Raw genomic sequence first — 18,378 nt, forward strand, 5'->3', positions numbered from 1 at the left:
ACCTTACTTAATTCTAACGTAAAGCCCTTTCCGTATGCCAGCACCTGATAATGGAAACCGACTGTATTTAGGGGCGTTCTTATCCTGCTTACATACCTATAAGAAAAAGGAGACGCTCACAGATTGCTCTGGCGTCTCCTTTTTGTTTAACGTAATACGCTCAATGGATTGATATTGGATCCATTTTTCATGACTTCAAAGTGTAGATGAACACCTGTAGAACGGCCAGTGGAGCCCATGACGCCAATTTTTGTCCCTTGAGGAACCGTTTGTCCCACTTTGACTTCGATTGATGATAAGTGAGCGTACAATGTCTCATAGCCATTGTTATGTGAAATGACAATGTAATTCCCGTACGTACTATGTCTTGTTGCTTTTGTTACAACACCATTGTCAGCTGCAAAAATAGCACGGGTCGATGGACGGGCAATATCGATTCCTTGATGGACTCTTCCCCATCTTTTGCCCATTTGACTCGATACATAGCCACCATCAGCTGGCCAAGCGAAATTACCGGTACCTCTTGATGGAATGACTTTTGTGCCAACGATAGTCACTTCATGTTGCGGTTCTACTAATACTTCTGTTTCAGCAACTGCTTCACCGATTACAGTGCCATTTTTCTTGCGAATTTTACGCGTGACAGACTTTTTGCCGTCTGCTCCAGCTTGCTTTAACTTCTTTTCACCTTTGAATTGTGTTTCGTCTTTTTCTGTCAGTTTCTTAAAAGGGATCGCTTCAATAGCTTTTGATTCATATAATGCCTCTACTTCTACAAATGGTTCAAGCACCGTGACATTTAATTCTTGACCAATTTGAAGGACGGAATCTTCCGTTACACCTGGGTTCAATTCCATTAATGTAGCAGTCGGCATATTATGAGCGACGGCGATTTTACCAAGTACATCTCCAGCTTGTACGGAGTATTTTTTCTCTTCCAATGTTCCTTTATTCATCAGCTTCAACGCATCTTGTACACTACTGATCTGATCAGGAGCAACTTCTCCTTCGATTGGTTGAACATCTGCAGTAAATTGAATATCGACTAGGCGTGTTTCATCTTCTTTCAATGCGGGTATTGCCGTAGTAGATTGTTGACGAGCTTTGAAAGCATTCAATTCTGTTTCAGGAACAGTTTGGATTGTCAGTTGTTTAATCACTTCTTCGTATTCAGCCATATCCTTTACATAAAGAGGAATTTCCTCTCCGATTTGAATACCAATGGCTTCCGCTTCTACTGTAAGTAGATTTTGAAGTTTCGTTAGAACTTGGTCATCATCGGTTCCTGCTGAAAACACTTTTTCAGGCACGACGGATAATTCTGTTCCGATGACTAATGGGAGATTGGCATATGTGGCAGTCGCTTTTTCAAGTTCGTCTTGCTTGAGTTGTTCAATCTTTTGCTCGTCAGAAACTACGCCAACGTATTGACCTTCTGAATAGACATGATAAACTGTTTGCAGCCCACTCGCTTTATCCTCATCAGCAAAACCAGCACTCATGCCGATACTTGCGAATAAAATAGTAGCCAGTCCTACTTTCTGCATTTTCTTATATAGACGACTTCTCTTATTCTCTTCTTGTATGTTCACTTTCTTGTAAAACATGAATGGAACTCCTTCCGACTAGCAATGTATCAATTGCAAATCATCCTGAAAGATTTTTACGCCACTCTAATTTACCATACTCGCTAACTCACTTGTCATTTTCCGACTATTTGTAACGAATTTGTAGTATTACAACCAAATATTCTTATTTTTTTACAAATGTTAGGTAATATTATGGAGAACAATGAAGGTTGTTTGCACTAGATTGTTTGGGAAAATCTCGATTCCCGAAAAATATGGAGTTCATACAAAGTACTTTAGTTTCATGGAACCGGTTCCACTTGCACAATGAACAGAATAAAAAAAAGCCAAGATGAGCTGAATTCTAACTCTTCTTGGCTTTTTTCATTATTCATGAGAGGGTCTTTCGTGCTGACTCCAATCAATGTTTAAGAACTTATTATACTCTTTGGCAAACGCAAGCGTAACCGTTCCAGTCGGACCATTCCGTTGCTTTGCAATGATAATTTCAATCATATTTTGGTTTTCGGTCTCTTTGTCGTAATAGTCTTCACGGTACAAGAACGAAACAATATCGGCATCTTGCTCGATACTTCCTGATTCCCGTAAGTCAGACATCATCGGACGCTTATCTTGACGTTGCTCTACGCCCCGGGAAAGCTGCGATAGTGCAATAACCGGGATTTTTAATTCACGGGCAAGCGCTTTTAAGGAACGGGAAATTTCAGAGACCTCCTGCTGACGGTTCTCACCAGAACGTCCACTACCCATAATGAGCTGCAAGTAGTCAATCATGATCATACCAAGACCATGCTCCTGTTGAAGGCGCCGGCATTTTGAACGAATTTCGTTAATACGGATACCTGGCGAATCATCTATGAAAATCCCCGCATTGGACAAACTGCCCATCGCCATCGTCAACTTCCGCCAATCTTCCGATTCAAGGTTACCGGTACGCATTACTTGTGCATCGATGTTTCCTTCAGCACAAAGCATACGCATAACGAGCTGTTCTGCACCCATCTCCAAGCTGAAAATCGCGACGTTTTCATTTGCTTTTGTTGCCACATTTTGTGCCACGTTCAAGGCGAATGCCGTCTTACCGACGGAAGGCCGCGCCGCGACAATGATCAAATCATTGCGCTGGAATCCTGCAGTAATTTTATCAAGATCTCGGAAACCTGTCGGAATACCCGTTACTTCACCTTTTCGCGTATGCAATAATTCAATGTTATCGTATGTTTCGACGAGAACATCTTTTATATGTTTGAAGTCTCCGGCGTTTTTCCGATTGGATACTTCCATGATCCGTTTTTCCGCTTCGGATAAAACCGCTTCCACTTCATCTTCTTTCGTAAAACCTTCTTCGACGATATTTGTCGCAACACGAATGAGGCGGCGTAAAATGGATTTCTCTTCTACAATTTTGGCATAATACTCAATGTTTGCTGCAGTCGGGACGGCGTTTGCAACTTCCGTCAAATACGATATGCCACCGACATCTTCGAGTTCCTTTTTCGCAGAAAGCTCTTCCGTCACAGTGACGACGTCAATTGCTTGTCCTCTATCACTTAAAACGAGCATCGTATTAAAGATTTTTTCATGTGCAGTCCGGTAAAAATCATCCGGAATTAAGATCTCTGAGGCAGTTATAAGCGCCTCAGGTTGCAGGAAGATCGCTCCTATGACAGATTGCTCAGCTTCATTGTTATGTGGAGGGACGCGATCATATACCTGATCCATCATAATCGCTCCCTATCATTCTTCTGTTACATGGACTTTAAGCGTAGCTGTTACATCCTGATGCAACTTAATCGGCACGTTTGTATAACCAAGTGCACGAATAGCATCTGGAAGTTCCATTTTACGTTTATCCACTTTAATCTTATGGTCTTTTTCAAGCGCACTTGCAATTTGTTTTGTTGTAATCGAACCGAATAGTCGACCACCTTCTCCTGATTTTGCTTTTAATTCAACAGTAATTTCCTCAAGTTGTGCTTTTAACTTTTCTGCTTCTGCTAATTCTTCAGCTGCATCCTTTTCAGCACGTTTTTGCTGGCCCTTTAATTGACTGAGGTTTGCAGGAGTTGCCTCTACGGCCATGTTGTTTTTCAACAAGAAGTTCTGTGCATAACCAACCGATACTTCTTTCACTTCACCTTTTTTACCTTTACCTTTGACGTCTTTCAAGAAGATTACTTTCATGTTCAATTTCCCCTTTCCAATTTATCTTCTATAGCGGCTTTTAATAATGCTTCCGCTTCTTCTATTGTTCCCACTTCTAGCTGGCAGGCAGCATTTGTTAAATGCCCACCGCCACCAAGCTCTTCCATGACGAGTTGGACATTCAACTCCCCTAAAGAACGAGCACTAATGCCAATTTTGCCATCTGAACGGTACGCAATGACAAACGAAGCAATCACATCTTTCATTGTTAACAATATATCTGCCGTCTGTGCAATGAGGACTGAGCCATAGACGACCTCGTCCTGTCCTTTGGCAATTGCAATGCCCTCCGGCGTCAGCTCGACGGTCTCAATGAGTTTTGAACGCTCGATATACGTATCAATGTCTTCCTTCAATAACCGTTGAACAAGCACGGTATCTGCGCCTAATGTTCGCAAATACGACGCGGCTTCAAATGTACGGGAACCTGTCCGTAACGTGAAGCTTTTCGTATCGACGACAATACCGGCTAACAGAGCAGTCGCCTCCAGCATCGTGAGCTTTTCATGCTTCGGTTGGTACTCCAGTAACTCCGTGACAAGTTCCGCTGTAGAGGAAGCATACGGTTCCATATAGACAAGCATCGTATTGTTAATGAATTCTTCACCACGTCGATGGTGATCAATCACAACGACTTTCTCAGCCTTATCAATTAAACGTTCATCAATAACCATGCTCGGTTTATGCGTATCGACAACAATGAGTAGTGTTTTTTCGGTGACTGCCGCTAACGCTTCATCCGGGTCAATGAATTGAGCGTATAACTCTTCGTCCTTTTTGATTTCCTCCATTAGACGTGTGACACTCGCGTCCAATTCATCAAAGTTTAATACGACCTGCCCTTGGATATTATTCATCCTAGCCATTTTTCTCACGCCAATAGAAGCACCGATTGCATCCATATCTGGCATCTTATGACCCATTATCAATACTTTATCGCTTCCTTGAATCAAATCTCGCAATGCATGGGAAATGACACGGGCACGAACTCGGGTCCTCTTCTCAACCGGGTTCGTCTTTCCTCCAAAAAATTTCAGCTTGCCATCTGTATGCTTAATGGCAACTTGGTCCCCGCCGCGCCCTAATACGAGGTCAAGGCTTGATTGCGCCAGCTCCCCTAGCTCAGTAAGAGAGGCAGAACCAGTTCCAACACCGATACTTAACGTCATTCCTGCATTTTGAACAGCCGTCTTTTCGCGAATATCATCCAGTATTGTAAACTTTGCCGTTTCAAGCTTGGACAAAATGGCTTCATTAAACACAGCAATAAACCGATCCGAAGCAATTCGTTTTACAAAGATTCCGTTGTCTGTTGCCCATCGGTTCACAAGAGACGTCACAAGTGAATTGAGCTGACTACGTGTTTGATCATCCATTGTCTGTGCCAGTTCATCATAATTATCGATTAACATAATGCCAAGGACAGTACGGTCTTTGTAGTACAGCGATTCGATTGTCACTCTTTCCGTCACATCAAATAAATAGAGCAACTTCTCTTCTGCCCGATAAATGACTTTGTATGTTGAATCATCGACTTTCAACATAGACTGCTGGTCTTCACTCTTTAAGACGGATTGAAAGCCATCGGATAACTCAAGGAGCTCTTCTCCGATCAACGTTTCTTTTTCAAATATCTCAACTGCATATGGATTTGCCCATTCAACAATCTGCTTTTCATTAAAGAGTAAGATGCCAATCGGTAATTCCAATAGCGCTTCTTCTCCAACCTTCTTCATACGATATGAAAGGGCTTCAATATGTTTTTCTGTTTCAATATACGTTTGGTCTTCTAATTTCCAAGCAATGCCGATTGAAATCGTAAAGCAAATTGTAAATAAAAGTCCTGCCCAGAAGTTTAATAAGAACAATAGGAAAGCTGCTATCAATCCAAGGAGAGATATGACAGTCAATGGATACCGGATTGCTCTTTTTCTAAAAAATGACTTCATCGTCTCATCCCCTTACTTCAAGTTGTCTTTTCCAATCAATGCCCTAATGTTCATGCCGATGTCAAGAATACCGAGAAGTGTCGTTATAGGATTAAATAGAAACGCTAACAAGACTGAAAAAAATGATACAACCTTTGGCAACTTCAACGTATGCATGATGTATAAAATTAGCGCAAACCCTTGAAGAGCTAATAATGTTCGAATAATTATCGTTGCATTCACGTAGAACAAATAGGCAGACGATTCTGGTCGCATGTCCATCATGTATGGAAGTACAACGAACAAACCGTAAATGAAGATTGTAATGAGTGGTAATCTCATCTCACGAAATGGTGAAAATTTCGGTACGTCATGGCCAAGTCTCCTCAGCACTTCAAAATTCGGAATAACCATCAGAAATGTAAAAACGTATACCATTAGAATGAACATCGCTGGAATTGCAGATTGATAATAGACGAAAGCCGATTCCACAATGCTTTCGTACAATTTCGGTTCCATGCCTGTCGCCTCAAAAGACTGAAGAAATTGGCCTTTTGTTTCGTTCATTGCTTGAAAAATAAGATCTACGACATTGAAGTTGAAAAATAGTACGCCAATGATATACCCCAGCATGCCGATTGCAATTAAATAGATACCAGAAGCCATGAACGTATACAACTTGGACTTTCCAATCAAAATGGATTCGGCTATTAAAAAACCTAACATGCCCAACAGGACAGCAAGCGGGATTATGTACAACCCTCCAACTAGAAGTGTTAACAAACTTCCGCTAAAAACAACAAAAATTGTAGAAATTCTATTATACCGTAATCGATAAAGGATGATGGGCAACGGTATGAATGGTAAAATGATAACCCCAATTAGCGGTATGTAAAAAGCTCCAGCTAACAGAATTGTAAAAAAGGCGACCATCATCGCACCAAAAACAAGATTTTGTGAGTGGTCTTGCATGAATTTGTTCCTCCGTCCAGTCAATGGACTATTTTTAAAGTAGTATCCTGAAACGAATAGGATTTCTTATAATTGTATCACGATTAAAGTTATTAACCAAAGACCGTACTCATCTCAATGACCAAGTAAAGTCCTATACACGTTCAGTTTTTTTATATGTACGGGATAAACAGCGCTGTCGAAACGCTTTCATCCAATTGGACTTCATAATGTGCAAACTAGGTCTAACTGTTCATAAATACGAGGACAAATTGCTTTCAGAAATTCCTATACAATATGCCCATGTTTTAAGACGTATGAAAAAACCGCCTTTGCACTGGAATTCCAGTGACATAAGGCGGTTACAAAAATCAACTTATCTCTCTTCCGCTACGAACGGAAGAAGTGCCATAATACGAGCACGTTTAATAGCAGACGTTAGTTTACGTTGGTATTTCGCGCTTGTACCTGTTACACGACGAGGCAAGATTTTTCCACGTTCAGAAACGAATTTCTTAAGTAGATCAGTATCTTTGTAGTCGATGTGTGTAATGTTGTTTGAAGTAAAGTAACAAACTTTACGACGTCTTTTACCTCCACGGCGTGGTGCCATATCGCTTTCCCTCCTTTTTTATACGTACGAAACATGATGGATCAGAACGGCAAATCGTCATCCGATACTTCGATCGGGCCGCCACCAGTTGAGAACGGATCATTGTCCGTACGTGTGTAATTTTGTTGGTTTGGTTGTTGATATTGCTGGTTTGGCTGCTGATTCTGATAATAAGGCTGTTCGTTCTGTGGTGAGCCGCCATAGGAAGCTCCAGACCTCTCAGAATTCGCACTACGCGGCTCAAGGAATTGCACGCTGTCCGCTACAACTTCCGTCATAAAGACACGCTTGCCGTCTTGTCCATCAAAGCTACTCGTTTGAATACGACCTTCGATGCCTGCAAGACTTCCTTTGCGTAAAAAGTTCGCAGTGTTCTCCGCCTGTTTTCGCCAAGTGACACAGTTAATGAAATCAGCTTCACGCTCTCCCTGTTGGTTCGAGAATGTCCGATTCACTGCAAGCGTAAAACGTGTTACCGCTACTCCGCCCTGTGTATACTTGAGTTCAGGATCTTTTGTCAATCGGCCAACTAAAACGACACGGTTAATCATCAGATTGCAACCTCCCTCATCATTTTCAAGTTCCACCTTTTAACAGGTTCTAACATTTCGTGCTTATATGGATTAGTTGTCTAAACGAACAGCCATATGACGAATGATTTCTTCATTAATGTTCGCAAGACGATTGAATTCATCGATTGCTTCAGTCGTAGCGTTAGCTGTCACCAATTGGTAGAAGCCTTCACGTAGATCGTCGATTTCGTATGCAAGACGACGCTTGCCCCACTCTTTCGACTCGTTGATTTCCGCTCCGTTAGAAGTTAGGATCTCATCGAAACGGTTGATCAATGCTTTTTTAGCTTCATCTTCCAATGTCGGACGAATAATGTACATGATTTCGTACTTTCTCATCTTCAGTCACCTCCTTATGGACTTTGGCCCACTTCTTACGGCGGGCAAGGAGTAAGTAATTATTTATTACTCACATCATCATATTTTAACATACTACTTTCAGACATACAACAATTTAATTATGTATACTAGTGACAAGGAGTGATGTTCCGTGAATCTATCTACTGAACCCGATAAAATTATCGAAATCGATTTACCAAAAGTTGCTAAGAAAGGTCTCCTACTGACCATTTTGTCTTTAGTTGTTTTACTCGTCGTATTAGCACTTATCCAACAAGAGCTATCGTTTACAATCACGTTTTGGTCTATCTTCTTATTCATCATTGGCTACATTGTACTCATCATCTTCCATGAACTGTTCCACCTAATTGGGTTTCGCCTCTACGGCAAAGTTCCATGGAAAAGCATGATTGTTGGCGTTAACCTTAAATTAGGAATCGCATACGCTACCACGAACGTGCCTATGACCAATCAGGCAATCCGTAAAGCACTCTTACTTCCATTTTGGACGACTGGTATCCTCCCTGCCGTCATTGGATTAGCATTGGAAAACGGCCTGCTCATCGGTCTTGCTGCATTCCTCATTGGAGGTGCTGCGGGGGATTTTGCAATGTACAAAGAACTGCGCAAACTGCCTGACGACTGGCTCGTAAAAGATGATCCTGAACAACCGAAACTATATTTGTATGAACCTACTCGCCTGCAATGATTATGATCTCATTCGTTCACGTTTCCGATTGCGGCTAACCTCCTTTCCCCATCACGCTGCTCAAATTATCTCTGTATCATGCAATACAAAAAACCAGGCGTAGTATATCGCCTGGTTTTTCCTTTTCTATCTGCACTTATACATTGAATCTGAATAACATGACATCGCCGTCTTGAACGATGTATTCTTTTCCTTCAAGGCGCACTTTACCTGCTTCTTTCGCAGCTGCCATTGAGCCAGCCTCAACGAGGGCATCGTACGATACGGTTTCTGCACGGATGAATCCACGTTCAAAGTCGGTGTGGATGACGCCCGCACATTGTGGTGCTTTCATTCCTTTACGGAACGTCCAAGCACGTACTTCTTGGACACCTGCAGTGAAGTATGTTGCTAGGCCAAGTAGATGGTACGCAGCTTTAATGAGCTGGTCAAGTCCTGATTCCTCGATGCCTAACTCGCTAAGGAACATTTCTTTCTCTTCATCATCAAGTTCAGCCATTTCTTCTTCGATTTTTGCACAAACGATGATGACTTCCGAATGATCCTGCTTCGCAAATTCTTGTACCATTTTGACATACTCATTGTTTGCAACATCTGCGATTTCATCTTCTGAAACGTTCGCGACATAAAGCATCGGTTTGATCGTTAATAAATGCATCCCTTTAATGAGATTGTATTCTTCAGGTGTCAATTCTACTGAACGAGCTGGCTTGTCATTTTCAAATGCTTCTTTTAACTTTAAAAGCACAGGCTCTTCAGCCATGGAGTCTTTATCTTTTTGCTTCGCCATTTTAGAAACACGTGCCAAACGCTTGTCCACGCTTTCCAAGTCAGCAAGAATCAATTCCAGATTAATTACTTCGATGTCATCAATTGGATTTACTTTTCCAGACACGTGTGTAATGTTTTCATCAACAAAACAACGGACAACTTGGCAAATTGCATCGACTTCACGAATATGCGAAAGGAATTTATTGCCCAATCCTTCCCCTTTACTTGCTCCTTCTACAATCCCAGCAATATCAGTAAATTCAAAAGCTGTTGGAACCGTCTTTTTTGGTACTACAAGTTCAGTTAGCTTTTGAAGTCTTTCGTCAGGTACTTCAACAATCCCTACGTTCGGATCAATTGTACAGAATGGATAGTTGGCAGCTTCTGCCCCTGCCTTTGTAATTGCATTGAAAAGGGTTGACTTTCCAACGTTTGGTAATCCAACAATTCCAGCTGTTAACGCCATTTATTTCCCAACCTTTCATTTAGGTCAATCGTAAAATTCAGTTTCGCAACTCTTCCATTATAAGAATTGTTCGCGTTTCTGTCTAATCAATGTTCGGTATTTGCTTGTACGAGAACCTTTTTCATCTTCTTTGCAAACTCGTTTCGCGGAATCATGACACTATGTCCACAACCTTCACACTTAATACGAATGTCTGCACCCATTCGTATAATCTTCCATGCATTTGTTCCACATGGGTGCTGTTTTTTCATCTCTACTATATCATGTAAATGAAATTCTTTATTCATCATTTTTCTTCCCCCATATGTCATTATCGATTTTCAAAACTCTTCGTGACAAGCGTAGGATAAGGAATTTCTATTCCTTTTTCTTGCAAATGTTTTTTAATGCCTACACTCAAACTTCTCGCCGTATCAAAATGGCGCATTGGTTTTGTTTCAGCAATTACTCGTTCTATAACAGAATCTTCCGTAAAATCATTCGCACCAACTAATCTTGCTTTACTCAACAAGTCTGGATTATCCACACTCATCGCTTCCAAATATTCTTCAATGGCCTGTTCAACCTGTTCGACACCTTGCTCAAAGGGAATTTTCACATCAATGATTGCTAATGAATTTTTCATCGAATAATTGACAACTTGTGCGATTGTTCCATTGGGTAAGATGTAGATTTCGCCTGAAAAGCTTTTTAACTTTGTCGTCCGTAATCCGATTTCTTCAACGATTCCTTCCGCTGTACCAATTTTCACGTAATCTCCTACAGAAAATTGATCCTCAAATAATATAAAGAATCCTGAAATGACGTCTTTTACAAGACTCTGCGCACCAAACCCAACGGCAAGTCCCAATACGCCAGCGCCTGCAAGAAGGCCTTTTACGTCGATTGTGAATTCCTGCAAAATCGCCAGGATTGCTGAAAAATACACGACATAACTGAGTGTATTTTCCAACAACTTTAATAGCGTCCGTTCACGTCTTTCTTCTTTTCGTATCGGTCCCTTGATTTTCAACTTAAAGACCTTACGAATAATTCGTTTTCCTACATTGACAATGAGCACTGAAATGACAACGATGGCAATTATCTTTAGTGCGATGAAACCGAAATTGATCCACGTCTCTTCATTCAATAAAAACTTTCCGAGCTTCCCCATTTCTTCTCTCGTCTGGTCTTTTACATCCTCCGTCAATCGCAAATCCTCCTTTTCGTATAAAACTTGGACGAGCCGCGTATACTGCTAAACAACCAATATATTATTCCTATTACTTTTAGAATGGAGTTTTGTCATGCACTCAGCACTTTCTACGAATTACGACTACCGCCTTCATTATAATGAAATCGGTGCTGTTTGGAAGCTAAGCTCATACTTCCTTCACCATATCCCTTTTGAACGGGAATCATTGACATTCTTTTGTATCGGAACAGACCGCTCCACAGGTGATGCGCTAGGACCTCTAACAGGATCACATTTGTCTGAATCACTATTGTTTCCATATTCAGTCGTCGGTACACTCGAAAATCCTTTGCATGCATTGAATTTACAACAACATTTAGATGATAAGTTGACTGCAGACCCTTCCACCTTCATTGTTGCGATTGATGCTTGCTTAGGTAGAAGCGATTCCATTGGTCATTTGCTTTTTCAGAATGGCCCCCTCTACCCAGGGAAAGCTGTTGGAAAAGATTTGCCACCAGTTGGCGATTTGTCCATTAAAGGTGTCGTCAACATTTCAGGCTTCATGGAACAAGCTGTCTTACAAAGCACGCGTCTTCACTTATCCTTTGAAATGAGCCGTGTTATTTCGCGTGCTATCCAGCTAGCTCATGGACGCTTTAAAACAAATTATGGACAAGTGTTACAATAACCCCTACTACAAAAATGCCCGGAACTAGATTTGCTACTCGTATTTTTGTAAGGCCAATTAAATTTAAGCCGATGGCAACAATCATAAGTCCACCAGTCGCTGTCATTTCTGAAATGAAAAATTGTAATAACTCCTCAGGCACAAAACGACTGATTTGCGTTGAGAATAATGTAATTGCGCCTTGGTAAAGTAATACTGGGACTGCAGCGAAGATTACCCCAATCCCAAGTGTTGAACTGAGAATAATCGAAGTAAATCCATCAATAATCCCCTTCATGATTAATACATCATGGTCATTCCGTAGTCCACTGTCGATTGCACCAATTATAGCCATTGACCCGACTACAAAAATTAGCGTTGCACTAACAAAGCCTTGTGAAATTGCAGGCCCTTCTTTTTTAGGAGTGGGAAGCTTCTGCTCAATCCATTTTCCTAAACGATTCACCTTGTCATCTAAGTTCAGCCACTCACCTATTACTGCTCCAATCACAATACTAACAATTACAATTAATAACTGTGTACTTTCAAAAGTCATTTGAATTCCGATTGCGACAACTGCTAATCCAATTCCATACATGACCGTTTCTTTCATACGTTCTGGAATGTTATGTAAGACACGTCCGATTAAAGCACCTACAATTATTAAAGCAAAGTTTACGATCGATCCAAATAAAACCACTGCACCACTTCCAATTACTAAAAATAATACCTATTTTGCAAGAGGAGCAAAATAGGTACATGCTTAATCATTCAACAACTCTAAAATTCTTTCAAGATCTTCTTCATTGAAAAATTCTATTTCAATTTTTCCTTTGTTTTTCGATTTCTTTATTGTTACATTTGTACCGAAAAACTCACGTAAGTTTGTTTCTCTCTCTTCGAGGAAAATATCTTTCTTTTCTGGTTTTGTTTCACGTGGAACATCTTCGTTCAGTCGGTGCACTAAGCGCTCAAGTTGACGAACGTTTAAACCTTCCTGAATCGTCTTTTCGGCGATTAGCAAGATTTGTTCCTTTTTTCGCAAACCGAGAAGTGTGCGACCGTGACCCATCGATAGCTTTCCTTCCATGATCATTTTTCTCACTTTGTCTGGAAGGCTCAGTAGTCGGATGTGGTTTGCAATGTGAGGGCGACTTTTCCCAAGTCGAAAAGCGAGCTGCTCTTGTGTAACATTCAAGTTATCCATTAACTTTTGATACGCCTCAGCCTCTTCAATTGGTGTTAAATCTTCACGTTGCAAGTTCTCAAGAATTGCCATTTCCATCGATTCTTCATCAGTCAATTGACGGACGACAGCGGGAATTTCCAACTGGCCAGCTAATTTAGCGGCGCGAAAACGTCTTTCCCCTACGACAATCTCAAACATCGTTCCTACTTTTCGGACGATTATGGGTTGAAGGACACCATGTTCTTTAATGGACTCACTCAGTTCTTGAATCGCATTCTCGTCAAACAATTTTCTCGGTTGATACGGATTCACTTTTATACTTTTTAAACGAATGCTTTCAACCTTTTCAGCTTTTGTTAACGATTCTTCTGGAAATAAAGCGTTCAAACCTTTTCCAAGACCTTTAGCCATTGTGCACCACTTCCTTTGCCAGCTCTAAATATACTTCCGCGCCTCTTGATCTCGCATCATACATAATAATTGGTTCTCCATGGCTTGGCGCTTCACTCAGTCGTACATTTCGTGGAATGATCGTTCCGTACACTTTATCTTGAAAATACTTTTTCACTTCTTCAATGACTTGAATTCCTAAATTTGTCCGTGCATCAAACATCGTCAACAATACGCCATCAATCATTAAACTTTCATTTAAATGTTTCTGGACCAGACGGATTGTGCTTAACAACTGACTTAACCCTTCTAACGCATAGTACTCACATTGCACAGGGATAATGACAGCATCAGCTGCTGTTAAGGAGTTAATTGTTAACAGCCCGAGTGAAGGTGGACAATCAATGATGATGTAATCATAAATATCCTTCGCATCTTGGATAGCATGTTTCATGCGAACTTCGCGAGAGATTGTGGAAACAAGTTCAATTTCCGCGCCAGCCAAAGAAATGGTTGCTGGTACAATATCGAGATTCTCCATCTTCGTATGGTGAATGACTTCTTGAATGTTCACATCATCAATCAACATATCATATATGCATTGATGTACATCACCTTTGTTGACCCCTACCCCGCTCGTAGCGTTCCCTTGTGGATCAGCGTCAATTAACAAAACTTTTTTGCCGATATGTGCAAGGCAAGCACTTAAGTTAACAGAAGTGGTCGTCTTCCCAACTCCTCCCTTTTGATTGGCTATGGCTAAAATTTTTCCCACGCTTGCACCTGCTTTCTCACTCTTCATTCCATTTTCAATTACTATCTTTTCTCTTTACGTATACTTGAATTCCTACAGTAGAAGAAAACGTTAAAAAATTGTATACGTAACAACCCTATACAAATTTAAACTCACGATTTTTTATTCTAGTTCAATTGTTTTAACAACTTCTTATTTTTGTAGCGAAACACTACACATACTAGTTTATCAAAAAAGCCCCGTACATGGTAATGTATAGCGCAAAAAAACTCTTGCCCATAGTAAAGCAAGAGCCTTCTCGCTTAATGCACGAGAAATAGAATAGGAATGGAATTATTTCTTTTTAGGGATTTTAACAGTAATCGTATAAAAATCATCTGTATCTTCTTCTTCAGTCTTTACATTAATACCGCTTTTTGTGACAAGCTGTAAGGACTGTCGAATCGTATTGAGTGCAATTCGTACATCTTTACTAACAGATTTCCGTTTAACCGCTTTCTTTTTCACTTTTTCTTCTTCGACAGGATTTAATGCTGCCTGAATACGTTCTTCCAATTGTTTCACATTAAGTTGCTCGTCAATGGCTTCTTGAAAAAGTTTTGATTGTAAGTCGGTATCTTTTACAGAAATAAGCGCTCTAGCATGTCTTTCTGACAATTCTTTGGAGAGGATTTTATTTTTTATTTCATCAGGTAGCTTTAACAAACGAAGTTTATTGGCAATTGTTGATTGACCTTTACCAAGTCGTTGCGCTAATGCTTCTTGAGTCAGTCCGTGTAGTTCCAATAATTTTTCATACGCATACGCTTCCTCTATCGCTGTCAATTCTTCTCGTTGTAAGTTTTCAATGAGAGCAATGGAAGCAGTTTCTTTATCATCTAGATTACGAATAATAGCAGGTACTTCTTTCCAACCGAGCTTTTTCATTGCACGGAATCGTCGCTCACCTGCAATTATTTCGTACCCTTCCTCTGCCTTACGTATGACAATGGGTTGTATCACGCCATGCGTATGGATTGTTCGCGCTAGCTCTTCAATTTTCTCATCCGAAAAAATTGTACGAGGTTGATATTTATTAGGCTTAATTAATTCTATATCTACTTGATCGACTTTTTCTTGTGGTATTATTTCTTCCACATCTTTATTCTCAATTTCTTTACTCTCGATTTCTTTATCGTTATTACCAAAAAAACGTGAAAACGTATTCTTCATCCCGGCACCACCTTTACAAAACTGCTCATCTATTCATTAGCTATTTCGTCATATCTATTATATATCCTCTTAACTACTTATTAAAGGATAGAATCTATTGAATATCATACTACCACAATAGTTTGAGATATGTTCCACGTGAAACAATTACATAATTGGTGTTTTATTAGGTATGCCCGGTTTACGCGGGTATTTCTTAGGTGTCTTTTTGGTTTTATTCAGAATAAATATATTTCTTTCACTTTCTTCCATAGGCAAGTTAAATGAATGCTTTTCAATCAGTTCTGCACCTAGCACGGTGATTGCTTTTTTCGCATCTAGTAATTCTTCTTCTGCAGCTGCACCTTTCATGGCAACAAACATGCCCCCTTCTTTAACGAGAGGTACACATAATTCCGATAGAACGGATAACCGAGCAACTGCACGTGCTGTGACAAGATCAAATTGTTCACGGTACTTACTATTCTGACCAAAATCTTCAGCTCTTGAATGAATAAAGTGGACGTTGTTTAACTGAAGCTCTTTTGCTAATTCAGTTAAAAATGTAATTCGTTTGTTTAATGAATCGACAATCGTAACAGATAAGTCCGGGAAACAAATCTTTAATGGGATACTCGGAAATCCTGCCCCTGCTCCTACATCACAAATCGATTGCTTACCATTCAAGTCTACATAAAACGCAGCCGTTATGGAATCATAGAAATGTTTTAAATAGACTGATGGTGCATCTGTAATTGCTGTTAAGTTCATCTTTTCGTTCCACTCAACTAACATATGGAAATATTTTCTAAATTGTTGAATTTGGTTCTCCGATAACTGTATTCCTTGTTCGTGTAACTTGGCTACAAATTGTTCCTCGTTCACTCGGATCCTCCTTTTAAAAAAGACTGATGCGGACTTGAACTCCACATCAGTCACTTGATGTTATCCTGATATTTTAGCAATTTTCCCTTGTTCAATATAGACAAGTAAAATGGAGATATCAGCAGGATTTACCCCTGAAATCCGTGATGCTTGTGCAATGGACAATGGTCTCACTGCTGTTAAATTCGCTTTTGCTTCTTTCGCAATGCCTGTAATTGCATGGTAGTCGATGTTTTCTGGAATGCGTTTGTTCTCCATCTTTTTCATACGCTCCACTTGCTGCATCGATTTTTCAATATAGCCTTCATACTTAATGGAAATCTCAACTTGTTCTGCCACTTCTTCAGTCACTGGCTCTTCACGTGGAACTACGCGAATGATTTGGTTGTATTTCATTTCTGGACGTTTTAACAGATCTGCAGCTTTCATCGGTTCGCGCAGCTCTGTTCCTTCTGATTCCCGAATAATTTCTTGAACAGCTTCACTCGGTTTTATCGTCACTTTACGTAGGCGTTCCACTTCTTCCTCAATTTGTTGCTTTTTAAGGAGGAATTTTTCGTAACGCTCCTCACTAATCATACCAAGACCATAGCCAATTTCCGTTAGACGGAGATCCGCGTTGTCATGACGTAATAATAAACGATACTCGGCTCTTGACGTCAACAGTCGATACGGCTCGCTCGTTCCTTTCGTCACAAGGTCATCAATTAGTACGCCGATGTATGCATCAGCACGACCCAGAATGACTTCTTCTTTACCAAGAACTTTACTTGCTGCGTTAATACCGGCCATAATACCTTGTGCAGCAGCTTCTTCGTACCCTGATGTTCCGTTAATTTGACCAGCCGTATATAGATTTTTGATCTTTTTCGTTTCAAGCGTCGGCCACAGCTGCGTCGGTGTAACTGCATCATACTCAATAGCATATCCAGCACGAAGCATTTCTGCTTTTTCAAGTCCCGGTACACTTTCGAGTAATCTGCGTTGAACATGTTCCGGCAAGCTTGTTGAAAGACCTTGGACATAATACTCTTTTGTATTTCTACCTTCAGGTTCAAGGAAAATTTGATGACGTGATTTGTCTGCAAATCGGACGATTTTATCCTCGATTGACGGGCAGTAACTTGGCCCTTTTCCTTTAATCATCCCTGAGTACATCGGGGATAGATGTAGGTTTTCATTGATAATTTCATGCGTTGTCGGTGTTGTGTACGTTAACCAGCATGGCAATTGGTCCATGATGAATTGTGTCGTTTCGTAACTGAACGCACGTGGTTCTTCATCACCTGGTTGAATTTCGGTTTTACTGTAATCAATCGTTTTCCCGTTAATACGCGGAGGTGTACCTGTTTTAAAACGAACCATGTCGAGACCGAGTGCTTGCAAGTTTTCAGCGAGCTTAATGGCTGGCATTTGGTTGTTTGGCCCACTTGAATATTTCAGATCACCGATAATGACTTCGCCACGTAAAAACGTTCCCGTCGTTATGATGACGGATTTGGCGCGATAGATTGCACCAATTTGCGTGACGACACCTTTCACTTCATCCTCTTCAACAATCAATTCTTCCACGACACCTTGGTGAAGTTTCAAGTTTTCTTGTTCTTCGAGTACCCGTTTCATTTCTTGTTGGTAAAGGACTTTGTCAGCCTGTGCACGAAGCGCTCGAACAGCTGGTCCTTTTCCTGTATTCAACATCCGCATTTGGATGTGTGTTTTGTCGATTACTTTTGCCATCGCTCCGCCAAGTGCGTCAATTTCCCGGACGACGATCCCTTTTGCAGGACCTCCAAGTGACGGATTACATGGCATGAACGCGATCATATCTAAGTTCATCGTAAGCACCAATGTCGATGCACCCATCTTCGCTGAAGCCAATGCAGCTTCAACGCCAGCATGACCTGCTCCGATGACTATACAATCGAACGTGCCTGCTTCAAATTGTGGCATGTTCGTTCATCCTTCCTAATTTATAAAGTAAC

At 40.7% G+C, this 18,378-nt stretch carries 19 protein-coding genes; 2 read left to right on the top strand and 17 right to left on the bottom strand.

Annotated features, from left to right (window positions below; all coding sequences use genetic code 11):
- Positions 1 to 146: 146 nt before the first annotated feature.
- The 8 genes from QT711_RS14170 to rpsF all read right to left on the bottom strand — a co-directional run bounded on the left by QT711_RS14170 (position 147) and on the right by rpsF (position 8,197).
- The gene (locus tag QT711_RS14170) at positions 147 to 1,607 is read right to left on the bottom strand and encodes a M23 family metallopeptidase (protein ID WP_317945282.1); all 1,461 of its coding nucleotides are present in this window, start codon (positions 1,605 to 1,607) and stop codon (positions 147 to 149) included.
- A 348-nt stretch (positions 1,608 to 1,955) separates the two neighbouring features.
- A complete protein-coding gene (dnaB, locus tag QT711_RS14175) occupies positions 1,956 to 3,311 on the bottom strand; it encodes a replicative DNA helicase (RefSeq protein WP_371390766.1) in 1,356 nt (451 codons plus the stop codon).
- A gap of 15 nt (positions 3,312 to 3,326) precedes the next feature.
- The gene (gene rplI / locus QT711_RS14180; RefSeq protein ID WP_317945286.1) at positions 3,327 to 3,773 is read right to left on the bottom strand and encodes a 50S ribosomal protein L9; all 447 of its coding nucleotides are present in this window, start codon (positions 3,771 to 3,773) and stop codon (positions 3,327 to 3,329) included.
- Positions 3,774 to 3,775: 2 nt separating this feature from the next.
- Positions 3,776 to 5,743: a DHH family phosphoesterase gene (locus QT711_RS14185; RefSeq protein WP_317945287.1), complete on the bottom strand. Its 1,968-nt coding sequence runs from the start codon at positions 5,741 to 5,743 to the stop codon at positions 3,776 to 3,778.
- Between the two features lie 12 nt (positions 5,744 to 5,755).
- Positions 5,756 to 6,694 (bottom strand): YybS family protein, encoded by a 939-nt coding sequence (locus QT711_RS14190; RefSeq protein WP_317945289.1) that lies wholly within the window; start codon positions 6,692 to 6,694, stop codon positions 5,756 to 5,758.
- Between the two features lie 355 nt (positions 6,695 to 7,049).
- Complete coding sequence (gene rpsR, locus QT711_RS14195) at positions 7,050 to 7,286, bottom strand: 30S ribosomal protein S18 (RefSeq protein ID WP_317945291.1); 237 nt, start codon at positions 7,284 to 7,286, stop codon at positions 7,050 to 7,052.
- 41 nt (positions 7,287 to 7,327) lie between these two features.
- Positions 7,328 to 7,837 (bottom strand): single-stranded DNA-binding protein, encoded by a 510-nt coding sequence (gene ssb, locus QT711_RS14200; RefSeq protein ID WP_317945293.1) that lies wholly within the window; start codon positions 7,835 to 7,837, stop codon positions 7,328 to 7,330.
- 72 nt (positions 7,838 to 7,909) lie between these two features.
- The gene (rpsF, locus tag QT711_RS14205) at positions 7,910 to 8,197 is read right to left on the bottom strand and encodes a 30S ribosomal protein S6 (protein ID WP_317945294.1); all 288 of its coding nucleotides are present in this window, start codon (positions 8,195 to 8,197) and stop codon (positions 7,910 to 7,912) included.
- 151 nt (positions 8,198 to 8,348) lie between these two features.
- On the opposite strand from rpsF, the gene QT711_RS14210 reads away from it, so the two are divergent.
- The gene (locus tag QT711_RS14210) at positions 8,349 to 8,906 is read left to right on the top strand and encodes a DUF3267 domain-containing protein (protein ID WP_317945295.1); all 558 of its coding nucleotides are present in this window, start codon (positions 8,349 to 8,351) and stop codon (positions 8,904 to 8,906) included.
- 136 nt (positions 8,907 to 9,042) lie between these two features.
- On the opposite strand, the gene ychF is transcribed toward QT711_RS14210, so the two are convergent.
- The 3 genes from ychF to QT711_RS14225 form a co-directional block, all read right to left on the bottom strand.
- A complete protein-coding gene (gene ychF, locus QT711_RS14215; protein ID WP_317945297.1) occupies positions 9,043 to 10,143 on the bottom strand; it encodes a redox-regulated ATPase YchF in 1,101 nt (366 codons plus the stop codon).
- Positions 10,144 to 10,229: 86 nt separating this feature from the next.
- The gene (locus tag QT711_RS14220; protein WP_317945298.1) at positions 10,230 to 10,433 is read right to left on the bottom strand and encodes a DUF951 domain-containing protein; all 204 of its coding nucleotides are present in this window, start codon (positions 10,431 to 10,433) and stop codon (positions 10,230 to 10,232) included.
- A gap of 20 nt (positions 10,434 to 10,453) precedes the next feature.
- Positions 10,454 to 11,332, bottom strand: coding sequence for a mechanosensitive ion channel family protein (locus QT711_RS14225; RefSeq protein ID WP_317945300.1), 879 nt, complete (start codon positions 11,330 to 11,332; stop codon positions 10,454 to 10,456).
- Positions 11,333 to 11,429: 97 nt separating this feature from the next.
- Here QT711_RS14225 and yyaC point away from each other — a divergent pair, with 97 nt between their 5' ends.
- Entirely contained in the window at positions 11,430 to 12,008 is a 579-nt protein-coding gene (gene yyaC / locus QT711_RS14230) for a spore protease YyaC (RefSeq protein ID WP_317945301.1), read from the top strand.
- Here the strand turns inward: yyaC and QT711_RS14235 are convergent.
- The 6 genes from QT711_RS14235 to mnmG all read right to left on the bottom strand — a co-directional run bounded on the left by QT711_RS14235 (position 11,977) and on the right by mnmG (position 18,346).
- Positions 11,977 to 12,687: a DUF554 domain-containing protein gene (locus QT711_RS14235; RefSeq protein WP_317945303.1), complete on the bottom strand. Its 711-nt coding sequence runs from the start codon at positions 12,685 to 12,687 to the stop codon at positions 11,977 to 11,979. The two genes, yyaC and QT711_RS14235, sit on opposite strands and share 32 nt — an antisense overlap.
- A gap of 63 nt (positions 12,688 to 12,750) precedes the next feature.
- Positions 12,751 to 13,587, bottom strand: coding sequence for a ParB/RepB/Spo0J family partition protein (locus QT711_RS14240; protein ID WP_317945305.1), 837 nt, complete (start codon positions 13,585 to 13,587; stop codon positions 12,751 to 12,753).
- On the bottom strand, positions 13,580 to 14,341 hold the full coding sequence (locus QT711_RS14245) for a ParA family protein (protein WP_317945306.1): 762 nt from the start codon (positions 14,339 to 14,341) through the stop codon (positions 13,580 to 13,582). The genes QT711_RS14240 and QT711_RS14245 overlap by 8 nt, the downstream gene beginning before the upstream one ends.
- 312 nt (positions 14,342 to 14,653) lie before the next feature.
- Positions 14,654 to 15,532, bottom strand: coding sequence for a nucleoid occlusion protein (gene noc / locus QT711_RS14250; protein ID WP_317945308.1), 879 nt, complete (start codon positions 15,530 to 15,532; stop codon positions 14,654 to 14,656).
- A gap of 147 nt (positions 15,533 to 15,679) precedes the next feature.
- Positions 15,680 to 16,396, bottom strand: coding sequence for a 16S rRNA (guanine(527)-N(7))-methyltransferase RsmG (rsmG, locus tag QT711_RS14255; protein WP_317945310.1), 717 nt, complete (start codon positions 16,394 to 16,396; stop codon positions 15,680 to 15,682).
- A gap of 60 nt (positions 16,397 to 16,456) precedes the next feature.
- A complete protein-coding gene (mnmG, locus tag QT711_RS14260; protein WP_317945312.1) occupies positions 16,457 to 18,346 on the bottom strand; it encodes a tRNA uridine-5-carboxymethylaminomethyl(34) synthesis enzyme MnmG in 1,890 nt (629 codons plus the stop codon).
- Positions 18,347 to 18,378 lie beyond the last annotated feature (32 nt).

It is taken from the genome of Sporosarcina saromensis (assembly GCF_033253735.1).
GTDB classification, from domain to species: Bacteria; Bacillota; Bacilli; order Bacillales_A; family Planococcaceae; genus Sporosarcina; species Sporosarcina saromensis.

Bases quoted from the DNA above. Each gene is read 5' to 3' on its own strand.
- QT711_RS14220 (WP_317945298.1), bottom strand. From the start codon at position 10,433: ATGATGAATAAAGAATTTCATTTACATGATATAGTAGAGATGAAAAAA.
- rplI (WP_317945286.1), bottom strand. From the start codon at position 3,773: ATGAAAGTAATCTTCTTGAAAGACGTCAAAGGTAAAGGTAAAAAAGGT.
- QT711_RS14185 (WP_317945287.1), bottom strand. From the start codon at position 5,743: ATGAAGTCATTTTTTAGAAAAAGAGCAATCCGGTATCCATTGACTGTC.
- ssb (WP_317945293.1), bottom strand. From the start codon at position 7,837: ATGATTAACCGTGTCGTTTTAGTTGGCCGATTGACAAAAGATCCTGAA.
- rpsF (WP_317945294.1), bottom strand. From the start codon at position 8,197: ATGAGAAAGTACGAAATCATGTACATTATTCGTCCGACATTGGAAGAT.
- mnmG (WP_317945312.1), bottom strand. From the start codon at position 18,346: ATGCCACAATTTGAAGCAGGCACGTTCGATTGTATAGTCATCGGAGCA.
- dnaB (WP_371390766.1), bottom strand. From the start codon at position 3,311: ATGGATCAGGTATATGATCGCGTCCCTCCACATAACAATGAAGCTGAG.
- QT711_RS14170 (WP_317945282.1), bottom strand. From the start codon at position 1,607: ATGTTTTACAAGAAAGTGAACATACAAGAAGAGAATAAGAGAAGTCGT.
- QT711_RS14190 (WP_317945289.1), bottom strand. From the start codon at position 6,694: ATGCAAGACCACTCACAAAATCTTGTTTTTGGTGCGATGATGGTCGCC.
- ychF (WP_317945297.1), bottom strand. From the start codon at position 10,143: ATGGCGTTAACAGCTGGAATTGTTGGATTACCAAACGTTGGAAAGTCA.
- yyaC (WP_317945301.1), top strand. From the start codon at position 11,430: ATGCACTCAGCACTTTCTACGAATTACGACTACCGCCTTCATTATAAT.
- rpsR (WP_317945291.1), bottom strand. From the start codon at position 7,286: ATGGCACCACGCCGTGGAGGTAAAAGACGTCGTAAAGTTTGTTACTTT.
- QT711_RS14240 (WP_317945305.1), bottom strand. From the start codon at position 13,587: ATGGCTAAAGGTCTTGGAAAAGGTTTGAACGCTTTATTTCCAGAAGAA.
- noc (WP_317945308.1), bottom strand. From the start codon at position 15,532: ATGAAGAATACGTTTTCACGTTTTTTTGGTAATAACGATAAAGAAATC.